Origin of the sequence: Paranoxybacillus vitaminiphilus (assembly GCF_003259935.1) — a bacterium.
Classification (GTDB): Bacteria; Bacillota; Bacilli; order Bacillales; family Anoxybacillaceae; genus Paranoxybacillus; species Paranoxybacillus vitaminiphilus.
On record NZ_QLMH01000008.1, the window covers coordinates 57889 to 77997 of the forward strand.

22 protein-coding genes and 1 pseudogene are annotated in these 20109 nt (G+C 39.5%); 5 read left to right on the plus strand and 18 right to left on the minus strand.

All coding sequences use genetic code 11. The annotated features are described in order from the left end of the window. Window positions 1-232: 232 nt before the first annotated feature. Window positions 233-850 (plus strand): DUF2238 domain-containing protein, encoded by a 618-nt coding sequence (locus B0I26_RS10585; protein WP_111645411.1) that lies wholly within the window; start codon window positions 233-235, stop codon window positions 848-850. A 239-nt stretch (window positions 851-1089) separates the two neighbouring features. Here B0I26_RS10585 and B0I26_RS10590 read toward each other — a convergent pair whose 3' ends face one another. Next, window positions 1090-2127: an LLM class flavin-dependent oxidoreductase gene (locus tag B0I26_RS10590; protein ID WP_111645412.1), complete on the minus strand. Its 1038-nt coding sequence runs from the start codon at window positions 2125-2127 to the stop codon at window positions 1090-1092. A gap of 267 nt (window positions 2128-2394) precedes the next feature. Between B0I26_RS10590 and B0I26_RS10595 the strand changes: the two genes are divergently transcribed. Further along, window positions 2395-3012, plus strand: coding sequence for a molybdopterin-dependent oxidoreductase (locus B0I26_RS10595; RefSeq protein ID WP_111645413.1), 618 nt, complete (start codon window positions 2395-2397; stop codon window positions 3010-3012). Between the two features lie 373 nt (window positions 3013-3385). On the opposite strand, the gene B0I26_RS10600 is transcribed toward B0I26_RS10595, so the two are convergent. Beyond that, entirely contained in the window at window positions 3386-3811 is a 426-nt protein-coding gene (locus B0I26_RS10600; protein WP_111645414.1) for an OsmC family protein, read from the minus strand. 334 nt (window positions 3812-4145) lie between these two features. Here B0I26_RS10600 and plsY point away from each other — a divergent pair, with 334 nt between their 5' ends. Together plsY and B0I26_RS10610 are read left to right on the plus strand one after the other, a co-directional pair. Next, window positions 4146-4730 carry a glycerol-3-phosphate 1-O-acyltransferase PlsY gene (gene plsY, locus B0I26_RS10605; RefSeq protein WP_111645415.1) on the plus strand — a complete coding sequence of 195 codons (585 nt, stop codon included), beginning with the start codon at window positions 4146-4148 and terminating at the stop codon, window positions 4728-4730. A 42-nt stretch (window positions 4731-4772) separates the two neighbouring features. Then, window positions 4773-6143: an RsmF rRNA methyltransferase first C-terminal domain-containing protein gene (locus B0I26_RS10610; protein ID WP_111645416.1), complete on the plus strand. Its 1371-nt coding sequence runs from the start codon at window positions 4773-4775 to the stop codon at window positions 6141-6143. A gap of 210 nt (window positions 6144-6353) precedes the next feature. Here B0I26_RS10610 and B0I26_RS10615 read toward each other — a convergent pair whose 3' ends face one another. The 5 genes from B0I26_RS10615 to B0I26_RS10635 form a co-directional block, all read right to left on the minus strand. Then, on the minus strand, window positions 6354-6944 hold the full coding sequence (locus B0I26_RS10615; RefSeq protein WP_111645417.1) for a YpmS family protein: 591 nt from the start codon (window positions 6942-6944) through the stop codon (window positions 6354-6356). Beyond that, a complete protein-coding gene (locus tag B0I26_RS10620; RefSeq protein ID WP_111645418.1) occupies window positions 6926-7720 on the minus strand; it encodes an SGNH/GDSL hydrolase family protein in 795 nt (264 codons plus the stop codon). Before B0I26_RS10620 ends, B0I26_RS10615 begins: the two co-directional genes overlap by 19 nt. Before the next feature lie 222 nt (window positions 7721-7942). Then, entirely contained in the window at window positions 7943-8512 is a 570-nt protein-coding gene (locus B0I26_RS10625) for an SCO family protein (RefSeq protein ID WP_111645419.1), read from the minus strand. Between the two features lie 135 nt (window positions 8513-8647). Beyond that, window positions 8648-9490 carry a DegV family protein gene (locus B0I26_RS10630; protein WP_111645420.1) on the minus strand — a complete coding sequence of 281 codons (843 nt, stop codon included), beginning with the start codon at window positions 9488-9490 and terminating at the stop codon, window positions 8648-8650. A 195-nt stretch (window positions 9491-9685) separates the two neighbouring features. Then, a complete protein-coding gene (locus B0I26_RS10635; RefSeq protein WP_111645421.1) occupies window positions 9686-9937 on the minus strand; it encodes a DUF2535 family protein in 252 nt (83 codons plus the stop codon). A gap of 243 nt (window positions 9938-10180) precedes the next feature. Here B0I26_RS10635 and B0I26_RS18275 point away from each other — a divergent pair, with 243 nt between their 5' ends. Beyond that, complete coding sequence (locus B0I26_RS18275) at window positions 10181-10342, plus strand: hypothetical protein (protein WP_181502841.1); 162 nt, start codon at window positions 10181-10183, stop codon at window positions 10340-10342. Window positions 10343-10404: 62 nt separating this feature from the next. Here the strand turns inward: B0I26_RS18275 and ilvA are convergent, their stop codons facing one another. From ilvA to B0I26_RS10685, 11 genes and pseudogenes are all read right to left on the minus strand, one after another. Beyond that, window positions 10405-11676, minus strand: a complete 1272-nt coding sequence (gene ilvA / locus B0I26_RS10640; protein ID WP_111645422.1) for a threonine ammonia-lyase IlvA — start codon at window positions 11674-11676, stop codon at window positions 10405-10407. Between the two features lie 245 nt (window positions 11677-11921). Beyond that, complete coding sequence (locus B0I26_RS10645; RefSeq protein WP_111645423.1) at window positions 11922-12407, minus strand: dihydrofolate reductase; 486 nt, start codon at window positions 12405-12407, stop codon at window positions 11922-11924. A 215-nt stretch (window positions 12408-12622) separates the two neighbouring features. Then, the gene (gene thyA, locus B0I26_RS10650; protein WP_111645424.1) at window positions 12623-13417 is read right to left on the minus strand and encodes a thymidylate synthase; all 795 of its coding nucleotides are present in this window, start codon (window positions 13415-13417) and stop codon (window positions 12623-12625) included. 79 nt (window positions 13418-13496) lie between these two features. Continuing rightward, window positions 13497-14189 (minus strand): anthrax toxin lethal factor-related metalloendopeptidase, encoded by a 693-nt coding sequence (locus B0I26_RS10655; protein WP_409991427.1) that lies wholly within the window; start codon window positions 14187-14189, stop codon window positions 13497-13499. A gap of 258 nt (window positions 14190-14447) precedes the next feature. Beyond that, a pseudogene (locus B0I26_RS10660) lies at window positions 14448-15718 on the minus strand (cation:dicarboxylate symporter family transporter). A gap of 550 nt (window positions 15719-16268) precedes the next feature. Then, window positions 16269-16853 carry a YpjP family protein gene (locus B0I26_RS10665; RefSeq protein WP_111645426.1) on the minus strand — a complete coding sequence of 195 codons (585 nt, stop codon included), beginning with the start codon at window positions 16851-16853 and terminating at the stop codon, window positions 16269-16271. A gap of 25 nt (window positions 16854-16878) precedes the next feature. Further along, window positions 16879-18051, minus strand: a complete 1173-nt coding sequence (locus B0I26_RS10670) for an LL-diaminopimelate aminotransferase (protein WP_111645427.1) — start codon at window positions 18049-18051, stop codon at window positions 16879-16881. Window positions 18052-18429: 378 nt separating this feature from the next. After that, window positions 18430-18561 carry a YuzL family protein gene (locus B0I26_RS10675; RefSeq protein WP_111645428.1) on the minus strand — a complete coding sequence of 44 codons (132 nt, stop codon included), beginning with the start codon at window positions 18559-18561 and terminating at the stop codon, window positions 18430-18432. A gap of 47 nt (window positions 18562-18608) precedes the next feature. Beyond that, the gene (locus B0I26_RS18280) at window positions 18609-18749 is read right to left on the minus strand and encodes a hypothetical protein (RefSeq protein WP_181502843.1); all 141 of its coding nucleotides are present in this window, start codon (window positions 18747-18749) and stop codon (window positions 18609-18611) included. Further along, on the minus strand, window positions 18742-19533 hold the full coding sequence (locus B0I26_RS10680; RefSeq protein ID WP_111645487.1) for a class I SAM-dependent methyltransferase: 792 nt from the start codon (window positions 19531-19533) through the stop codon (window positions 18742-18744). The genes B0I26_RS18280 and B0I26_RS10680 overlap by 8 nt, the downstream gene beginning before the upstream one ends. Window positions 19534-19593: 60 nt before the next feature. Continuing rightward, a complete protein-coding gene (locus tag B0I26_RS10685) occupies window positions 19594-20028 on the minus strand; it encodes a BrxA/BrxB family bacilliredoxin (protein ID WP_111645429.1) in 435 nt (144 codons plus the stop codon). Between the last annotated feature and the right edge of the window lie 81 nt (window positions 20029-20109).

The following is a 20109-nucleotide window of genomic DNA, read 5'->3' on the forward strand; positions in this document are numbered from 1 at the left end:
AACACATATTGTTCCGCTTTTTTGTTACAGAGGGCATTTGATGGTTAAAAAATAGTCTTTCTCTCTTTTCGGGAATACCTTTTCCGAGTCATTATTTTAATAAGTTTACATAATATTCATTATGTTTCTTTAACACCAACTTTTCAACACGACCATTATTCAATCCCCTGTATGAAAACAGATTTTTTTCAAATACTGTAAATAAAACCGTTCTTCCAAAGGAGCGAATAAAATGAAAAGAATTCATCTACTTCTACTATTGGTCGTTACTGCCGTTTTTATTTGGTCAGCGATCAAACCAGCCAGTTACCTGACTTGGCTGTTGGAGGTCAGCCCTGCCGTTGTCGGTTTGATCATCGTCATCGCCGCATACAATCAATTCCGTTTCACGACTCTCTCTTATGTCATTATTTCGATTCTAGCCATCATTATGTTCGTCGGCGGGCATTATATTTATTCAAAAGTCCCTCTTTTTAATTGGATAAAGGATATTTGGAACTTAGAGAGAAATCATTACGATCGATTTGGGCATTTGCTTAAAGGATTATTTGCGATTGTTCTGAGAGAAATGTTACTGCGGAAAACTCCATTAACAAAAGGAGCTTGGTTATTTACCATTGTTTTAAGTATGTCGCTGGCCATCGCTGCATTGTACGAGATTATCGAATGGTTAGCTTCTAAAATAGCAAAGGATGGAAAAGCCATTAAAGACTTTTTAGGAACCCAAGGCGATATTTGGGATACACAATGGGATATGTTATGTAGCTTGGTCGGTTCGATTGTTGCATTGCTTATTTTTTCTAAACTGCATAACAGACTGTTACAAAAAGAAAGGATAAAAGAAGAATAAAACGGCGACTCCCCTTATCTGAGTCGTTTCGACGGAAATAAGGAAAGTCGCTTCGATAAAATCAACCGGACAGAAAACGACTTTCGGTTGATTCGATTGGAAATTCTATTGAATAAAACAATCAACAAAAATACATTCCGCTCCGCACTAAAGCACGAGCCGCCTGTTTCCTTCGTTTGTGAAGCAGCCTCATTCCTCGATGGACTCTATGCATCCCCAGCAAAACAGCTGGAGACCGTTTATTTCCCCAAGACAACTTCGGCGAGAATCTCGTAGGAGCGTAAACGCGCCTCATGGTCAAAAATTTGCGTATGGATGATGAACTCATCAGCCTGAGTAACATCTAAAAATGCCTGCAATTTCTCCTTGACGGTTTCTGGGCTGCCGGTGATCATGTAGCGCAGCTGCTGTCTGACAGCTGCCTTTTCGTGATCATTCCATATTTCATCGATATTCTCTACCGGCGGTTGCAACGGAGTTGGCTGACCGCGTATTAAATTTAAAAATTGCAGCTCCTGCGAGGTTGCCAACCATCGTGCTTTTTCATCCGTATCGGCAGCAATCACATTAATGCCGACCATCACATATGGCTGATCAAGCGCTTCTGAAGGCCGGAAACTGCTGCGGTATATTTCTAGAGCTGGAAGAGTATAATCCGGAGAAAAATGACTGGCAAAAGCAAAAGGTAATCCGAGTTCACCGGCCAATCGGGCGCTAAACCCGCTCGAACCTAATAACCAAATCGGGATATTGAGACCTTCGCCAGGAATCGCCCGCACGCGCAGACTGCTAGATGAATCCGGGTTAAAATAAGAGCGCAATTCGGCCAACAGTTCCGGAAAATCATCGCCAGTTCTTTGAAAATCGCGCCTTAATGCTCGGGCTGTGAGCTGATCTGTACCCGGAGCACGACCTACCCCAAGATCGATCCGGCCGGGATACATCGACTCTAGAGTACCGAACTGCTCAGCAATCACCAAAGGAGCATGATTCGGAAGCATAATGCCGCCGGAGCCTACACGAATGTTGGAAGTCCCGGATGCTATATAACCTATTACAACTGATGTTGCTGAACTGGCGACACCAGGCATTCCGTGATGTTCGGCCAGCCAGTAACGGTGAAATCCCCATTTTTCTACATGCTGAGCAAGCTCGAGACTATTTCGGAAAGAGTCGGCCGCTGTACCTCCCTCGACAATCGGTACGAGATCGAGAACCGACAACGGAATATCACGAAGCTGTTTTATTTTCTGATTCGTACTCTTTTCTTTGGACATATTCTTTCATCCTCTTTCTCTTGTAATAAAACTTAGACATTTCAATTGCTGTAGACAAAATTTGCTCCGGAGGATAACAATCCTTTATCTGTTAGAATATAACGTTCCTCCACAACGATGCAACAAAATTGAACTGAACTTCAGCGAACACCAAAAATGCCCGTCATATCCATTACATATGGGCCCCTCTTTTCTATCCTTGCATAACGATGAGCAAAGCAGTATCATTATTTTTAAAATAATTGCCGCAAGAAAGGATGAAAAGAGATGGAAAAACAACTGCCTCCTGGCCAATTTGAAACAGAAAAGTGGCCTGTTCTCCACGAAGGGGATGTATACGAATTTCAAGAAGACACATGGAATTTTCGACTGTTTGGCGACGTCAAAAAAGAAATTACTTTATCCTATAAAGAAGTCATGGATTTACCAAAAACAATCGCAACCATTGATATGCATTGTGTGACGACATGGTCCAAATTTGATACGACATTTGAAGGCATTGCCTTTCGTGAATTTTTAAACTTAGTAGAAATCGAACGAGACGTAAAATACGTTAAAATTTATGGATATTTAAACGGTGATCGCTTCGGATATTCGGCTAATTTGCCTCTTGAAGCTTTGCTGGGAGATGACGCCTTGTTTGTGTACCGATGGAAAGACAAAAACCACGACTGGCAGGACATTTCTCCTAAACACGGCTATCCTCTTCGATTTATCCCTCCGGCTTCCTTTTATTTATGGAAAGGAGCAAAATGGGCATCGGGAATTCGCTTTATGAAAGAGGATGAAGCGGGATACTGGGAGAAAAGAGGTTATTCAATGACAGCGAATCCTTTCAAAGAGGAGCGCTTCGCTGATGCAAATTTTGATTTTGGAGAATTTTAAAACAAAGCAATAACCAGAGTTTTCGTATCACGATAGAAAATTTTGTCCTTTAAGTAAAAGCTCAAGGATAAAAAACGTTCCACTTGTCCGCATGTTTATCATGCCCCACAGTTTTAGAGGCTGATCCATAAAGTCTAACCTCACGTGTATTTTCTGTGGGGTCTGACATTTTACTTTTGGATCAGCCTCTGTACGTTATCTTTGTCTAATTCGATTTCCGTTTTATCCCAGCCGCCTTAGGTAGCGGAAATCGCAGTTCTTCCTTTCATTCCTGTGATTCACTCGTTTTTATTTTTGGATTAACACAGTTATGTATGGAAACATGACTGTATAAAGCTAAAATTCCTTGAATTGTCAATATCGTGCTGCCTGTTTATATATTTTCCTTTCCGGCAACACCGTTGATGGAATAGCTCGCTGTAATCTCAGCATTTAGTGAATGAGCAACAGAACAATACTTCTCTTTCGACAACCGAATGGCGCGAATTACTTTATCTTCAGGCAGCTCTCCTTCTAATGCATAATGAATGTGAATATGTGTAAATCGTCTCGGATGGTCTTCAGCGCGTGTGCCTTCGACTTCCATATGAAAAGCGACAGGATTTAAACGCATTTTTCGCAAAATCGAAATAATGTCAATTCCTGTACAGCCTGCAACTGCATGTAAAAGCAATTCCGTAGGTCTTGCTCCATGATTTTGTCCGCCTACTTCTTCTGCTGCATCCATTTTGATTTCATGTCCTGATGGAGTGATACCAGAGAAAGCCATTTGCCCTGTCCATGTTACCGTTGTTTTCATTGACTTCACCTTCCATTTGTTATTTTCCGTTATCATAAAATTGCGTGCTTAACTCTGTCTTTCATACAGAATTGTGGTCAACACCTAATGTTTCCGATACCATTATTCATTTTCATACAAAATTTATTTAATACAAAGTTTACTTATTCTGAAAAAATAATGCAAGTAAAAGAATTGTAACTAGGCATCTATCACTTTTTGTTTATTTTATTCAAGAAGATACGTTTACTCGTTGCACAAATCCATGTTATATTTCTTATCTAGCGTTTTTTATTATGCATGGTAAAATAAAATCATGTGAGAATTCGATGGAGTAAAGGGTGTATGTAGATTGATGACAAAAGCATTGATACTTATATTAGCTTACCTTCTCGGATCGATTCCGTTTGCGCTTGTTGTCGGGAAAGTTGGATACGGAATCGACATTCGCGAACATGGAAGCGGAAATTTAGGGGGAACGAATACGTTTCGCGTTCTTGGTGTAAAAGCAGGACTTATCGTAACTATTGCCGATATTTTAAAAGGGACGCTCGCTGCAAGTCTTCCTGTTTTATTTTCCGTTGATGTCCATCCGTTGTTGGCGGGATTGTTTGCCGTTATTGGGCATATGTACCCTATCTTTGCCGGTTTTCGTGGAGGAAAAGCGGTGGCGACATCAGCCGGGGTGTTGCTCTTTTATTCTCCGTTTCTATTTGTAACGCTCGTCGCCGTATTTTTTATCGTTCTTTATATTTCGAAATATGTTTCATTATCCTCGATGTTAGCGGGAGTATATGCCATTATTTATACAGTTTTCTTTACTGACGATATCCCATTAATGGTGATCGTTTCCTTGCAGGCAGCCTTTATCTTTTACCGCCATCGCGCCAATATTCGGAGAATCATAAATAAAACCGAACCAAAGGTGAAATGGCTCTAATGCAAAATTTCACTATACAAAAGTGACAGAGAGGAGTTTTGGATGTTGAATTTACCAGGCGATTTTGTCGCGAAAATGAAAACTCTTTTACAAGATGAAGCTGAGCCGTTTTTTGCTACATATAACGAAGAAAAAGCAAACGGGCTGCGTCTTAATCCTTTGAAAACCAGTGAAGAACGGTTTCTTTCTGTTTTTCCCATTCCGTTAGAACGCGTGCCATTTTGTTCTAACGGATTTTACTATCCTGCCGAAAGTCAGCCGGGAAAACACCCATACCATATGGCCGGACTTTATTATATTCAAGAACCGAGCGCCATGTTTGTAGCCGAAGTATTAAACCCCGAGCCGGGTGAAAAAGTATTGGACTTATGTGCTGCACCGGGTGGAAAATCAACGCAAATCGCCGGCATGATGAACAATACTGGATTTTTGTTAGCGAATGAAATTCATCCGAAACGTGTAAAGGCATTATCAGAAAACATTGAACGTCTAGGTATCACCAATACGCTTGTTACGAACGAAACTCCAGAAAGACTTGCAGAACGTTTTCAAGGATATTTTGATAAAATTCTTGTCGATGCCCCGTGCTCCGGGGAAGGAATGTTCCGGAAAGACCCTGAAGCTATGCAGTATTGGAGTTGTGACCATGTGCAAAAATGTGCTAACGGGCAGCAGCACATATTGGAAGCAGCGTATGCGATGCTGAAAGAAGGCGGTATTCTTGTTTATTCTACTTGCACGTTTTCACCGGAAGAAAACGAACAAACCGTCGAGCAGTTTCTGCAAAACCATCCGGATATGGTATTGCTTCCAATTGAAAAGCATCACGGTATTCAGCCCGGAAAAGCGGAATGGACAAAAACAAATCTTCAAGAAATTTCTTATACTGCCCGCCTGTGGCCGCATTATGTAAAAGGTGAAGGACATTTTGTTGCCAAAATGAAAAAAATAGGTCCGGCGCATGAATGGAAAGGGAAAATCGCAGCATCCAATGTAACGAAGCAGCAATTACGTGAATATCAAACGTTTGAAAAGGAGTTTCTCCATTGGAAATGCGATAAAACAATTTATGCGTTCGAGCAGCATTTGTTTGCCCTGCCTGATGAATGTCCAAATTTTGACGGATTAAAGGTCGTTCGTCCCGGTCTCCATTTAGGCGAAGTAAAGAAAAACCGCTTCGAACCGAACCATGCTTTAGCGCTTTCTTTAACACGAAACGATGTCAAAGCATCGATCGGCCTTCATGTAAACGAGCCTGACTATATAAAATATTTACGGGGCGAAACATTGCCAACAGGCAATGATAACGGATGGGTTCTTGTCACTGTTGACGGATATTCGCTTGGATGGGGAAAAGAAGTGAAAGGAACGTTGAAAAACTATTACCCAAAAGGATTGCGTATTCTTTCATAGCATTTCCTTTTTTGAACTGCTTCCGCTTTTTACTTTTGTTAGAAGCAAAAGTCTTCCCGTTTGTTTATGATAAACAAAAAAGAGGCTGCCTTAAAAGCTAAAGGTCAGACCCCATAACACAATATATAGTACATAATATTGGATCAATGAGCTGTATATTGTTAAATGCACGTGAGGTCAGACCCTTATAAGTATAAGACAGCCTCTTTTTTACTTAGACTGAATTGGAACAAGCAATGTTAATACAATCTCGTCGTTCGCTAAATCGAACTTTTTGGCTTGAATGCGGTACCCGTTGTTTAAGTTGATTTCGTTTAAGTGAATGTAAATGAAGCTTTCGTCTGGATGAATAACGACTTCTTCTGGCAATGATGCATTTTTTTGCAAGTACTTCAGTATATAATGAACAGGCAAGCGCAGCTCACCAAGCATCATCTCCGGATGGACTAACTTAAGATCGCCGTTATCTACCACTTGCGGCTCAAATGTCACAAGAAAATCAACTTCTCTTCCGAATAGAGGAATTTTACTTTTTAAATGTACACGATCCGTTAATTGAACATCATATTGCAACGGATGGTCTTTCGTTTTTTTCTTAATATAATCGTTAATGATTAAATTTAACTGCTCTTTAGACGAATGCACGGTCAGCTCTGCGGCATTCGCATTCGGCAATGCTTTCATCTTCTTTATTTCATCAGCCGGTTGAAGCATGAAAAACAGCATAATACTAATAATAACAATATTTCCTCCTAATAACGCAAAAAAGAGCATCTTCCATTTCATTGTTCTCTTATCCATAAAACAAGCGTCTCCTCTGTTTCCAATCTTTCATAAACTCTCTCGGCCATTAATTGGTAACCTACATCATTCGGATGAAACTGATCACTGTAAAGAACATCATCACGGTTAGCAAATAAATCAGCCACTTCTACAAACACCGTATTTTCATATTTATCCATAATTTCTTTGCTTCCTTCATTCCAAAGCTGGATCACTTGTTCAATTTCCGGGATCGCCTGTAGAGAGCCAAACGGATTATACAAACCAAATAAAACGATAGGTGCATCTTCATTAATCGAACGGAGCGTTTTAAGCAGCTTCTCCAATTTTACCGCAAATTGCTTTTGCTCTTTTGCAAACAAAGAGTAAGAAAGATCGAAAAAATGAGAACGGACAACTTTCATCATATCGTTTCCGCCGATCGTAATCATAATCATATCCGCTTGCTGTAAAACATCTTTGTTTTTGTTAACCACTTTATCTAATTGAGAAATTCTTAATCCTCTTTTCCCTAAGTTTGTTACAGCAACGCTTTTAATCGCCTTATGTACAAGTAATTTTTGCTCTAAATAAGCAAGGTACCCTCCGCTTTTCGTGCGATCTCCCACTCCTTCCGTCAAGGAGTCACCGAGCGCTACAATGTTCATATCCCTTGGAAAAAAGTCTTCTGCAATCGTTAACGGCTCCGTTAAACCAAACTCTCTCATTGGTATTTCCTCTTGAACGCTTGCCGAGCGTGCTGAACAACTGGCCATCATCAATAATACAATAAAAGATATACCCCATTTTTTCACTTACCATCACACCTATTAAGACAAATCATTGAAACTATTGTCATCTTAACACATTTGTATGAACGATAGAAAGATGAACCTAATGCTGAAAAGCGAAAAGAGGCTGAGCCATAAGTGTCTGACCTCACGAAAAATCCATAATATATAGCATTCTCATCTAATGTTATGTACTATATATTACATTGTGATTGCCGGGTCTGACACTTTGCTTTATCAGCCTCTTCATTGTAAAGCTTTTATATGCTTAAGGATCTCCTCATAAGGAGTGTCTTTTACACCGCTATAATATTTCACAATTTTCCCCTCTTTATCGACGAGATAAAAATCTGTCCCATGAATGACTTGGTCGTCTTGCTGCGGTTTTTTTACAATCGTTTTAAAGTTTTCCTGCGCAAATGTTTCGATTTCTTCCTGGCTGTAACCAGTCAGCAAATGCCAGTTTGATAGGTCCGCATCAAATTTCTTGACATATTGTTTTAATATTTCCGGTTTATCATTTTCCGGATCAACACTAAAAGACACAAATTCGACATCAAGTCCTTCCTCTTCCGCCATGTCCTGCAGCTTTGCCATATGCGCTGTCATCGGCGGACAAACCGTTTCACAGTTCGTAAAAATAAAATCAGCGACCCACACCTTTCCTTTTAAATCTGACAAGCCAAACGGCTGACCATTTTGGTCCGTAAATGTAAAATCAGCAATCGGCCAATTTTTTGCATCAGGAATTTTGTTGCCGCATGCGGATAACAAAAGAAACGAGAAGATCAATAACATAATTCCCCATTTTTTCATACTCCGTCCACCTCTTAAAGATCATTACTGTTTTATTTTAACAAAATTTAAAAACTCTTTTAATGCATCTTGCTTATGTTCAAAAAACTTTCAATAAAAATCCCCTTCGGCGTGAAGGGAGATTTTTATCACATATCATTCTGCATAATACATAAAACCAATCGCTCCCGGACCGGTATGCGTAGCGATAATGGGAGTTGTATAAATCACCTCGATATCGGTAATCCCTGTCTCTTTGGCAATCGATTCTTTAAGGCGATTCGCCAAATCGAACGAATCGGCGTGCGCAATCCCTGCCGCTTTCACTGTTTTTCCCTTAGTGTCTTCGATAAATTGCTTTGTCAAATACTTCACAATCTGTGCATGGCTTCGCACCTTCGTTATTGGAGTATATACACCATCAGCAAGCGAAGCAATCGGCTTAATGTTTAACAGCGAGCCAATTAACGCTTTTCCGCGTCCGATCCTTCCGCCTTTTACCAAGTTTTCGAGCGTATCTACCGTTACATATAAATACGTATTCGCCTGAATTTCATCAAGCCGCCTCGTAATTTCGGCAATACTTTTTCCTTCCTGTGCCATCTTTGCCGCTTCAATGACTTGAAAGCCAAGGGCCACAGAAATAAAGCGGGAGTCGATAACCGTCACATTGGCTTCAGCCAACATGGCGGCACTTTCAGCCGAGCGTACGGTCCCGCTCATTTCTCCTGTCATATGGATCGAAATAACATCGAAACCTTCTTTACTAAGGCGGTTATATACTTCAACAAATTGTCCAACAGCAGGCTGAGAACTTTTCGGAAGCTCACTTGACTGCTTCATTTTTTCCATAAACTCATCCGGAGTAATATCGACGCGATCGACATACATCTTGTCGTCGATTGTAAATGTCAGCGGAACAACTTCAATTTGCAGCTTCTCAATGATGTCATTCGATAAATCAACGGTTGAATCTGTCACTACTCTTACTTTCTTCATACTTTCACTTCCTAAAATTAAGCCTTGATGTCTATTATACAATTAATCGAAATGAATTTATATAAAAAATTCATAAAGAGATTGACAATTTTATAAACAAAAAAGCTGACCAACAAAATAAAGTGTCTGATCTCACGCATCATCTAAAAATCGTGTATGACATGCGGGATCTGACACTTCACGTTTGGTTAGCTTCTATGCATTATTTTTAAGTATATCTTCTTTAAATATTTGTTCATATACAGGCCATTTTAACACTTTTTTTAAATAATCACGAAACGAAAAAACGGTTTTTGTGTTGTACGAATAATACACCTTATTGATAAACGCTTCAAGACGCAGCTGAATCATAAATCGATATGTGCTATCTTCCTCCAATACAGGAATTTCGATAATTTTAACCTTCTGTCCATACACATTTTTGAACTCCAGGCTTTTGAATAACAAAATATCAATCCTCTTTTTTCACCGATTTACTTTTATTATACACTAAATCTTTGTTGAAGTATGTCAAATCGTGTGAAGGATGAACAAATTTTTTAAAAAATTTTTTACAAAATTACTTTGATGTTGTAAAGAGATGAACCTCTCCCATCTACACTCTGTTTAAAGGCGGGAGTTTCTTACCAACTCCATCGAAGAAGATTCAATGCGGAAGAATGCTGTCTTCTCCTACTCGTTAAAATCATTGTGAAGGAAACATATAAACTTTATCAAGCAAACGAACAAAATCATGAACTGATTCATCAAGCCACTGCCTTTCAAACGTTCATCAACGCTCATTTTAACGGTGAATCATTGATTGAACGAATGAAAAACGGAAATAAATCGTTTATAAAACAAAGAGGCTGACCCTAAAGTGCCAAACCTCACAGCATGAGGTTAGACACTTAATAGAGCAGCCTCTTTTTCATTTATATAAGTAAATTAAACAAATTGCTGTCTTTATTCACTTCTTGAAACGGGAAGCCTTTTTTCTTCATTCGCTCAATAAGCGGTGCATAGTCTTCCCGCCGTTTTAATTCAATACCAACGAGCGCAGGACCGTTTTCTTTATTGTTCTTCTTCGTATATTCAAATCGGGTAATATCATCTGTCGGTCCAAGCACCTCATCTAAAAATTCGCGCAGCGCTCCGGCACGCTGTGGGAAATTGACGATAAAGTAATGCTGCAAGCCTTCGTAGATCATCGAACGTTCTTTAATTTCCTGCATCCGTCCGATGTCATTATTGCCGCCGCTAATCACGCAGACGACGGTTTTTCCGCGGATTTGTTCTTTGTAAAAATCCAAAGCGGCAATCGGCAACGCTCCTGCCGGTTCAACGACAATGGCATTTTCATTGTACAACTCTAAAATCGTTGTACACACTTTCCCTTCAGGCACCACGACAATGTCATCAATGATGTCTTTTGTCAAAGCAAACGTTTTTTCCCCCACCGTTTTTACTGCAGCTCCATCGACGAATTTATCAATCTCATCCAAAGTAACGACTTTTCCGTTCTCCAGCGATGCCTTCATGGACGGTGCTCCTTCAGGCTCCACACCAATCAGCTTTGTCGATGCGGAAATGCTCTTTATATATGTCCCTAAGCCGGAAATGAGTCCGCCGCCGCCGATGCTGGCAAAAACAAAATCAATCGTTTCTTCACAATCGTTAAGTATTTCAACGCCAACCGTTCCTTGTCCGGCAATCACATATTCATCATCAAACGGATGAATAAACGTTCTCCCTTCTCGCTCGGCACATTGAACCGCTTGATTAAACGAGTCATCAAACGTATCACCGACTAAAATGATTTCGATCATATCTTTTCCAAAAAACTGTACTTGCGACACTTTTTGCCGAGGTGTCGTTGCTGGCATATAAATCTTGCCGTGAACACCTAATACGCGGCACGAATACGCCACTCCTTGCGCATGATTTCCCGCACTGGCACACACAATGCCGTTTTTTCGCTCCTCTTTTGTCAAATGCTTCATTCGGTTATAGGCACCGCGTATTTTAAACGAGCGGACGACTTGTAAATCTTCGCGCTTTAAATAAATATTGCATTGATATCGTTCCGATAACAGCGGGTTTTTTTGCAGTGGCGTATGGTATACAACATCTTTTAACGTATGGTGAGCAATTAAAATGTCTTCAACATAAACCGTTCCACGTTGTCGTTTAAGCTGTTGTTCCATCTTCCCTTTTCCTTTCTATGTAGAATTTGTATGATAAAAAGTACTGTAATGATTTGTAGATTATATCACAAATTACAAAAAAGAAAAGGGAATTTTCTAAAAATTTTATTAAAATTTTATTTTTAACGTCCTTACATAAGAAGTATCCCAAGCAAATAAAGTAACAGGCAGTCCATTGCACTCGTACCTGCCTCCAAATTAATAAATGACAAAACGAGTCTATCCTAAAAAGGAAAGCCTCCTTATCATTTTCTTTCATATACGAGAAAGTAGTAATCATATGGATTTTTCTCATTTTTCGGACCTTTTTCACATGAAATAAGCTGCCACTGGCTTTCATCGAAAGGCGGGAAAAACGTATCTCCTGGAAACTCTGCTTCAATTTTCGTTATATAAAGCCGGTCAGCAAACGGAAGAGCTTCTTTAAAAATTTCCGCTCCGCCGATAATAAAAACTTCTTTATTCTTCTCTGCGGCAAACTGCTTTATTTCTTCTACCGAATGGATGATGATGCAATTTTCCTTCGTAAATGATGGATTGCGTGTTACAATGACATTTTCCCGTCCAGGAAGCACCCGGCCGATCGATTCAAACGTTTTGCGCCCCATGATGATCGTGTGCCCCATCGTCACCTTTTTAAAATAAGCAAGATCGGCAGGAAGATGCCACGGAAGCTGATTGTTTTTGCCGATGACGCGGTTGCGGTCCATCGCCACTAATAGTGAAATCATTTTTTCACCCCCTTAACGGATGATTTGATACTAAGTGTGTTGATGAACCAATAAAATCCGGATAAAGGAAGTTTATTTAAATAGCTTTTCTGCCGAAGAACAGAGAACGCTTTGCGGACAACGTATGTTCTTTGTCCGCCAGTGTTCTCTGTTCGGGTGTCACAGTAGAAAAGCGTGAATTACCAAGAAAATAGTTATAAAAACAATCATGGATTTTATACTGCTACAGGGGCTTTAATATGCGGATGCGGATCATAACCGACAATCTCAAAATCCTCAAATTTGTAGTCAAAAATCGAATCCGGCTTCCGTTTGATAACAAGTTTTGGCAACGGTCGCGGCTCTCTTGTTAATTGAAGTTTTGCCTGTTCAATATGGTTAAGGTATAAGTGTACATCTCCGCCAGTAAAAATGAGTTCTCCCACTTCCAAGTCGCATTGCTGCGCAATCATATGCGTTAAAAGAGCATAGCTGGCAATATTAAACGGCAAGCCTAAAAACGTGTCAACTGAACGCTGCTGCCACATGCATGAAAGCTTTCCGCCAGCGACATAAAATTGAAAGGCGTAATGGCAAGGCGGCAGTTTCATTTTATCAATTTCCGCGACGTTCCACGCGCTAACGAGCAAGCGCCGCGAATTCGGATTGGTTTTAATTTGCTCAATCACTTCACTAATTTGGTCAATCGTTTGGCCGTCTGCCCCTTTCCAAGAACGCCATTGCGCACCATAAATAGGGCCTAAATCACCGTTTTCATCTGCCCATTCATCCCAAATCGTCACACCGTTTTCTTGTAAATATTTAACATTTGTATCACCGTTTAAAAACCACAATAATTCATAAATAATCGAGCGAATATGTAATTTTTTTGTTGTTAATAATGGAAACCCTTTTTGAAGATCAAAGCGAAGTTGTCTTCCGAAAACGGAAAGAGTACCTGTTCCTGTTCTGTCATCTTTTTTTACTCCGTTTTCTAAAATATCATTGAGCAAATCTAAGTACTGTTTCATATGATCACCTCTATGTACGTTCTAAACTTCATTCTTTTTCATGATAAACGAAAAAGGACTCGATTGTCGATGGCGAGTCCTACTTTTCGAGATTTTTTATATATTGATACGTCAAAGGGGCTGTCTTTTTTAACTGCTGCCTCGTTTTTTCACTATAGTAATACATCGCGAAACTTTCCGCAAAATATTCTTCCGGATAGTTAAGAAAATAGGAATTTCCCGGAAACAGCTGATAGGCTTCCTTTCTCCATATCGTTAAAAAGCGCGGTTGAAAGCGAATGCCGTTAAAGACAATGCGGTCAACCGAATGAGCCAATTCATGAAGCTCAAGATTAATCGACCCGTGGCCTTTGCCCCGCTCGCTATGGCCGATTTTCACTAAAACAACGTGGGTACCGCCCATACCAGGAACGTCATTCCAAGTAACATCAGCCAGCAAGTAACCGCGTGGCTGTTCGCCATGCAAATGCGAGGCTGTTCTTTCATCGGTTATTTTTCCTGTAAAAAGCTTAACATATATACGTTTAGCAGCTATTTTACGTAAAATAGACGGATGAACCTGCTCGATCGTCTGAATGATTTTTAATGCCTCGGTTTGCTGAAATTTTTGTTCTGGTAAAACAATTATCTTTTGGATTGGAGCATCGGAAGGAAAAAAAGAACGAAGCTCACTATCTTCTAATAAGATTCCCTGTGATGGAAAAGGATGAGAAAAAGAAGTTAACGGAATGATAAGCAATATACAAAGAAGCAGATTGATATAGCGCATGATGAATATCCCCTGTCTTATGTTGTCGGCGTATACTGGATTGGAAAATATAAAGTTTAAAAAGAGAACGATTTCGATACTTTACTAGAATTATAACATAATAAAGAAATCAGAGAATCGGCAAAAAATAAAAGTAAATAATGGATCTGTATACATGATTCAACTTTTCCCGCCTGAATGATGATAACGTGATAATAAATAATAAATCTTTTATAAACAAAAATATCACGAGATTTTTCTCGTGATATTTTTTTGTTTCGTTTATGCACTTTTTAGTGTTTCTTCAATATACTCTTTAGCTTTTCCACCATTAAATTGACCTTCCCACTTAGACATAACAATCGCCGCTAAGCTAAAGCGTTACCGACTACGTTAACAGCCGTACGCGCCATGTCTAAAATTCGGTCAATTCCAGCAATAAACGCCAATCCTTCTACAGGAATACCTACCGTACCTAATGTCGCAAGCAGTACAACGAAAGACACCCCAGGTACGCCAGCAATTCCTTTTGACGTTACCATCAATACTAATACAAGAGAAATTTGCTCAGAAAGAGACAAATCAATGCCATATAATTGGGCAATAAAAATCGCTGCCAATGCTTGATACAATGTAGAACCATCTAAGTTAAACGAGTATCCTGTCGGAATGACAAAAGAAGTAATTGCCTTTGGACATCCTAATTTCTCCATTTTCTCCATAACCTTTGGCAATACCGTTTCTGAACTTGCTGTACTGTAAGCTAGCACTAGTTCATCCTTTAAAATTTTAATAAGGTGCATCAAATTTACTCCAACGAATTTGGCAACGATTCCAAGTACAACAAACACGAAGAAAATCATCGTTGCATATACAAGAATCACTAATTTGCTTAACGGAATAAGCGATTGTACACCGAATTTAGAAACCGTTACACCGATTAACGCGAAAACACCAAACGGAGCAAATTTCATAATTTGATTTGTCACATAAAACATCGCTTCTGCAGTTCCTTGGAAAAACTGTAACACCGGTTTTCCTTTTTCACCAATCGCCGCGATTCCTAAACCAAAAATGACAGAGAAGAAAATAATCGCCAGCATGTTGCCATTTGTTAATGCTTCAAAAATATTTTTTGGAACAATATTGACAAAAGTGTCCATCATGGAGTGGCTTTGCACTTCGTTTGTTGTATCTACATAGCTTTGAATATCGGTTTTTTCTAATGTTTTCATATTGACGCCTGCACCAGGCTGAAAAATGTTGGCCGCTAACAAACCAACTATAATCGCAATGGTCGTAATAATTTCAAAATAAATAATCGTTTTGCCACCCAGTTTTCCTAGTTTCTTTATATCTCCAACACCGGCGACACCAACAACTAGGCTGGAAATAACAATCGGAATGACAATCATCTTAATGAGACGAAGAAAAATGTCTCCAATTGGCTGCAAATAAGTTTGAACAGCTGGATTTCCGTAAAAAATTGCCCCAACAATGATACCAGCCATTAAGCCAATAAAAATTTGCCATGCTAAACCAATTCTTTTCATTGATTTACCCCCTTTAGTCTAAACAATGATAGATTATATTGATGAGAGGCTGACCAAAAAGTAAAGTGTCAGCACAACACAATATACAGGACATAACATTGGATATATGGTAAATATACGTGAGGTCAGACACTTATCGGTCAGCCCCATAAAAATTTAAGTTCTCGTTAATAATTCAGTCGATCGCCTATTAAAAATAATATGTTGATAGACTTTGCAAAGATTAAAGATTATCGTTTAAGATAAATCAATAAATATGTTAATAAAACTTTAGAAAATTGTAAATAAACTTTTTTAAAAAATCGTTGAAATATGTCGAAAAAAGTAAAGAAAGCGATTACTTTTATAATTAATCCTTATAATTTTACTTAAAATAAAGTTTGTTATTAATATTATGAAAATTTATTCGTTTTATTTTTAAAATAAAAAACACTTTTCATGATAAAAATATATCATGAAAAGTATTTTTTTAAGAAAGTTTTTTGAAAAATAGATTTTTTCCAAAAATATAACTCTATAAAACTTTTCCCCTTTTTTAGCCAACCGCTCCTTAACTCATCCATTTCGGCGGTGTATTTTTTGCCCAATAAATCCGCCCTAATTCATAATGTGTTTGGAACGAATCATGATAAGTATGGTAATGGAAATTAAACCAATAACCGTCTTGCGGTGGATGGTCACGTCTTACATGAAATCTTACAATATCCTTCCCGCTCGTTTTATCATATATATGGAAAATTTTTTCCCCGATGCCGCCAGAAGGCTTTTCTGTAATCACTAAATTCACTAACTTTTCTTCTGGATATTGCTCTGCCAAAGATATTAACACTTCTTCAATGCGCGGCAAAATGACTTCATGAAATTCGTCTTCAATGACAGGCAAAATTTTTTCGCCGAATTTTTCGTAAGATTGTTCAACCGCTTTTTCCATCGTTTGCTGAACAAACTCCTCCCGTGTAAGTACACGGACCTCTTCTGCTTTTTCGTTCCTGTTTGACACAACCGTTGCATCGACTGAAGAATCATCTGCTTTTGCTTCATCCACTAATAATGAAGCAGGCGGTGTTACTAATCCAAACGTTAACGTCGTAATTAAGACAACAAGCGATTTACGGAGCCATCTTGGAAGATGCATATAAATTCACTCCTTTCTTATTTATTTAGCGTTCAAAAATGCCGCTCTTTGCTAAATTGGCAATGGCTTGGCGAATTTTTTCTTCATCTTGTACAAGGGCAATGCGCACAAACCCTTCTCCATGCGGGCCAAAGGCTTGTCCAGGTGTAACAACAACATTGGCCTTATCTATAAGTGCGTATGTAAAATCAGTAGATGTCCATCCCTTTGGAATTTCCGCCCAAACAAACATGCTTGCTTTTGGGCTGTCGATTTTCCAGCCGATGGATGCAAGCCCTTCTACTAATCTATCTCTACGGGATTGATAAATTTGTCGGTTTTGTTCGCAAAAAGCAGCCCCCTTTCTTAAAGCGGCCGCTGCTGCGTTTTGAATTGGCCAAAATACGCCGTAATCAAGATTCGATTTGAAATTGGCTAGCGCTTGAACGATTTGCTTATTGCCGCATAAGTATCCGATGCGGCATCCTGCCATATTGAAGCTTTTCGAAAGCGAGTTCATTTCTACACCGACTTCTTTGGCTCCATCAATCGACAAAAAGCTAATCGGTTTATGACCATCGTAATACAATTCGGAATAGGCAAAATCATGAAGAACGATAATATTATATTTTTGCGCAAACGCAACCACTTCTTTAAAAAATGCTTCCGTTGCCAAGGCTGGAACAGGATTTCCCGGAAAGTTTAAAATCATGATTTTTGCCCGCTCCGCTACATGAGCCGGTATGCTCGAAAGATCCGGCAAAAACTTATTTTCTTTTCGAAGCGGCATAAAATACGGAACAGCTCCTGCCATCGCAATTCCTGTTGCATAAGCCGTATATCCCGGATCAGGCACAAGAATGATATCGCCTGGATCGGCAAAAACCATTGGAAAATGAACAAGACCATCCTGTGATCCCATTAAACATAGCACTTCTGTTTCTTTGTTTAGTTTTACATTGTAGGTAGTATTGTAATAATCGGCAACGGCTTCATGAAATTCCTCCGTACCGGAAAGAGGATAACCATACTGTTTTCCTTCTTTTACAAGCGTTGCCAATGTATCCATTACAAATGCCGGTGGCGGTAAATCCGGACTGCCGATGCTTAAATCAATCATTTCACAGCCTTGAGAAATTTTTGATTGTTTATATGCGGCTAATTCGCTGAAAATGGACGTACCAAATGCTTTCATTCGCTCAGAAAGTGTAATTCTCATCATTTCTCCCCCTGATATAAACTGACTCTGAATTTTACTATGTATCATTCTTCGATTTGACACATACTACGATTATAAGCAACAGAAAGTTTCATTACCCTAATATTTTCAGTTTACCATATTTTCTGTAAATTTCATGTGAAGAAAAGGGGAAAAAGATGAATACTATTTTTATATTCCTCAGCTTTATTACGCTCGTGTACAATATTGCAAACTGTTTCATTGACTCATAAAAAAGAGGATGACCTAAAGCAAAGTGTCAGCCCCGCAATATACCGCTGTTTAGCGAGTAGAAGCTGTCTCAAAATCCCAGGGTCAGCCCCTTATGAGACAGCCTCTTTGTGCATGGTCAAACACTTTATCGGTCATCCTCCGCTTTTAACTTTGTTTTGTTTTTTTCCGGGCTGAATCCTGCTTATACGTCCCTGTTTCGGTTGTTGTCGTTCCTTGCCCTTGAACTTCTGGTGAACTCAATCCCGTCTTCGATGGGTCTTTACGGTGTTTTGGCATCTTCATCACCTCCACACCTTAAATTCCCCTAAAATTTTCTCTTCATACTAGTCAGCGAGCGCCTTCCATATTTTCAATGTAAACCGTATTAAGGAAGGAAATAGCTCAGCAACGATATTACCGACGAATTCAACGAACAAATCATGAATCATGCTTCGGCTGTTCCGCTTCTTGTCATCTTTATTCATCCTTCTCTCTCCCCAGCTCGATCGTTGCAAAATGAAATTTCGCTGTTTTGCGTACATAAACGGAAAAACCAAATCGCGCAAATCGTTCACTTTTCCAATGATCTTTTAAGACGACCCGCTTTCTTGCCACCCGCTTTGCTTCGACAATGACCTCTTCGTTCAGTTCTGTATATAAGGCAAATGGTTTTATTCCTTTAATTCCGTCTGACTCTAAAATCGATTCTTCAAACATCGGGTCAAAATAAACGACATCAAAAGAGCGGTCAGGCAACGATGCTAAAAAGAGGCGATAATCGTTCTGTATGACTTCAATCCGACGCATCGCTTCATTCATTTTTTCTAGTCCGGAATCCCAATGTTGAAGCCCATTCTTTACTAAATAAGCAATGTAGCAATTTCCTTCAATTCCTGTCACCTTCCCGCTTTCGCCAACAACGATACTGGCTACGATACTGTCGGAGGCAAGTCCGAGCGTGCAATCAAGAAAGGACATTCCCTTTGTTAGTTTTGTCGCTTGCAAAAACGGTTCGCTCTCTCCCCGTAAAATCCGCTTCACACGAAACATCGCTGAATTCGGGTGAAAGAATAGCGGTTCATCTCCATTCATCGGCCGAATTTCTAAACGGTTTTTTCCGACAACAAGAACATCATCATGCCATTGCCGCTGAATGGCCTCAACGGATGATTTGTGCCTTGTTACATATCGTATACGTAATTCATTAGCAATTTGTTTCGCTTTTTCAATCATTTCTTTATTTGTTCGCCCTGCTGTTGTAACAATCATCTTTTCACGTTCCTTTTCGTCTGCATAGAAAAAGGATGCCAAAAAAGCATCCTCTTAGCCTTAGCAATGTTTTTCAAATGCGGCGATAATGTTATCCATAATATTTTCTATTGAATTTGCCTCAATATCATGACGCGGAATAAAATGAACAACTTCTTTTCCTTTTAAAAGTGCCATCGACGGGGACGATGGTTCAATGCCGACGAAATATTCACGCATTTTCGCTGTTGCTTCTTTATCCTGTCCTGCGAACACCGTTACTAAATGATCCGGTTTTTTGCCGCTGCGAAGCACTGCTTGCGTCGCTGCCGGCCGTGCCAATCCCGCTGCGCATCCGCATACAGAATTTACGACAACAAAAGTTGTTCCTTCAACATTTTCCATAAATTCTTCTACTTCCTCGCTTGTTCGCAGCTCTTTAAATCCGGCGCGAACTAGCTCATCACGCATCGGCTGAACAAGCTGGCGCATATATTCTTCGTATGCCATTGACATAGACGTATCCCTCCAAACTGTTCTCAATGCTAAAAGGATACTATATTTACATACAAAAAATCAACGAAAATGAAAGAAGCT

Coding starts and splice junctions, on each gene's coding strand:
- B0I26_RS10585 (WP_111645411.1), top strand. CDS start 233: ATGAAAAGAATTCATCTACTTCTACTATTGGTCGTTACTGCCGTTTTT.
- B0I26_RS10590 (WP_111645412.1), bottom strand. CDS start 2,127: ATGTCCAAAGAAAAGAGTACGAATCAGAAAATAAAACAGCTTCGTGAT.
- B0I26_RS10595 (WP_111645413.1), top strand. CDS start 2,395: ATGGAAAAACAACTGCCTCCTGGCCAATTTGAAACAGAAAAGTGGCCT.
- B0I26_RS10600 (WP_111645414.1), bottom strand. CDS start 3,811: ATGAAAACAACGGTAACATGGACAGGGCAAATGGCTTTCTCTGGTATC.
- plsY (WP_111645415.1), top strand. CDS start 4,146: ATGACAAAAGCATTGATACTTATATTAGCTTACCTTCTCGGATCGATT.
- B0I26_RS10610 (WP_111645416.1), top strand. CDS start 4,773: ATGTTGAATTTACCAGGCGATTTTGTCGCGAAAATGAAAACTCTTTTA.
- B0I26_RS10615 (WP_111645417.1), bottom strand. CDS start 6,944: ATGGATAAGAGAACAATGAAATGGAAGATGCTCTTTTTTGCGTTATTA.
- B0I26_RS10625 (WP_111645419.1), bottom strand. CDS start 8,512: ATGAAAAAATGGGGAATTATGTTATTGATCTTCTCGTTTCTTTTGTTA.
- B0I26_RS10630 (WP_111645420.1), bottom strand. CDS start 9,490: ATGAAGAAAGTAAGAGTAGTGACAGATTCAACCGTTGATTTATCGAAT.
- ilvA (WP_111645422.1), bottom strand. CDS start 11,676: ATGGAACAACAGCTTAAACGACAACGTGGAACGGTTTATGTTGAAGAC.
- B0I26_RS10645 (WP_111645423.1), bottom strand. CDS start 12,407: ATGATTTCACTATTAGTGGCGATGGACCGCAACCGCGTCATCGGCAAA.
- thyA (WP_111645424.1), bottom strand. CDS start 13,417: ATGAAACAGTACTTAGATTTGCTCAATGATATTTTAGAAAACGGAGTA.
- B0I26_RS10665 (WP_111645426.1), bottom strand. CDS start 16,853: ATGCATCTTCCAAGATGGCTCCGTAAATCGCTTGTTGTCTTAATTACG.
- B0I26_RS10670 (WP_111645427.1), bottom strand. CDS start 18,051: ATGAGAATTACACTTTCTGAGCGAATGAAAGCATTTGGTACGTCCATT.
- B0I26_RS10675 (WP_111645428.1), bottom strand. CDS start 18,561: ATGCCAAAACACCGTAAAGACCCATCGAAGACGGGATTGAGTTCACCA.
- B0I26_RS18280 (WP_181502843.1), bottom strand. CDS start 18,749: ATGAATAAAGATGACAAGAAGCGGAACAGCCGAAGCATGATTCATGAT.
- B0I26_RS10680 (WP_111645487.1), bottom strand. CDS start 19,533: ATGATTGTTACAACAGCAGGGCGAACAAATAAAGAAATGATTGAAAAA.
- B0I26_RS10685 (WP_111645429.1), bottom strand. CDS start 20,028: ATGTCAATGGCATACGAAGAATATATGCGCCAGCTTGTTCAGCCGATG.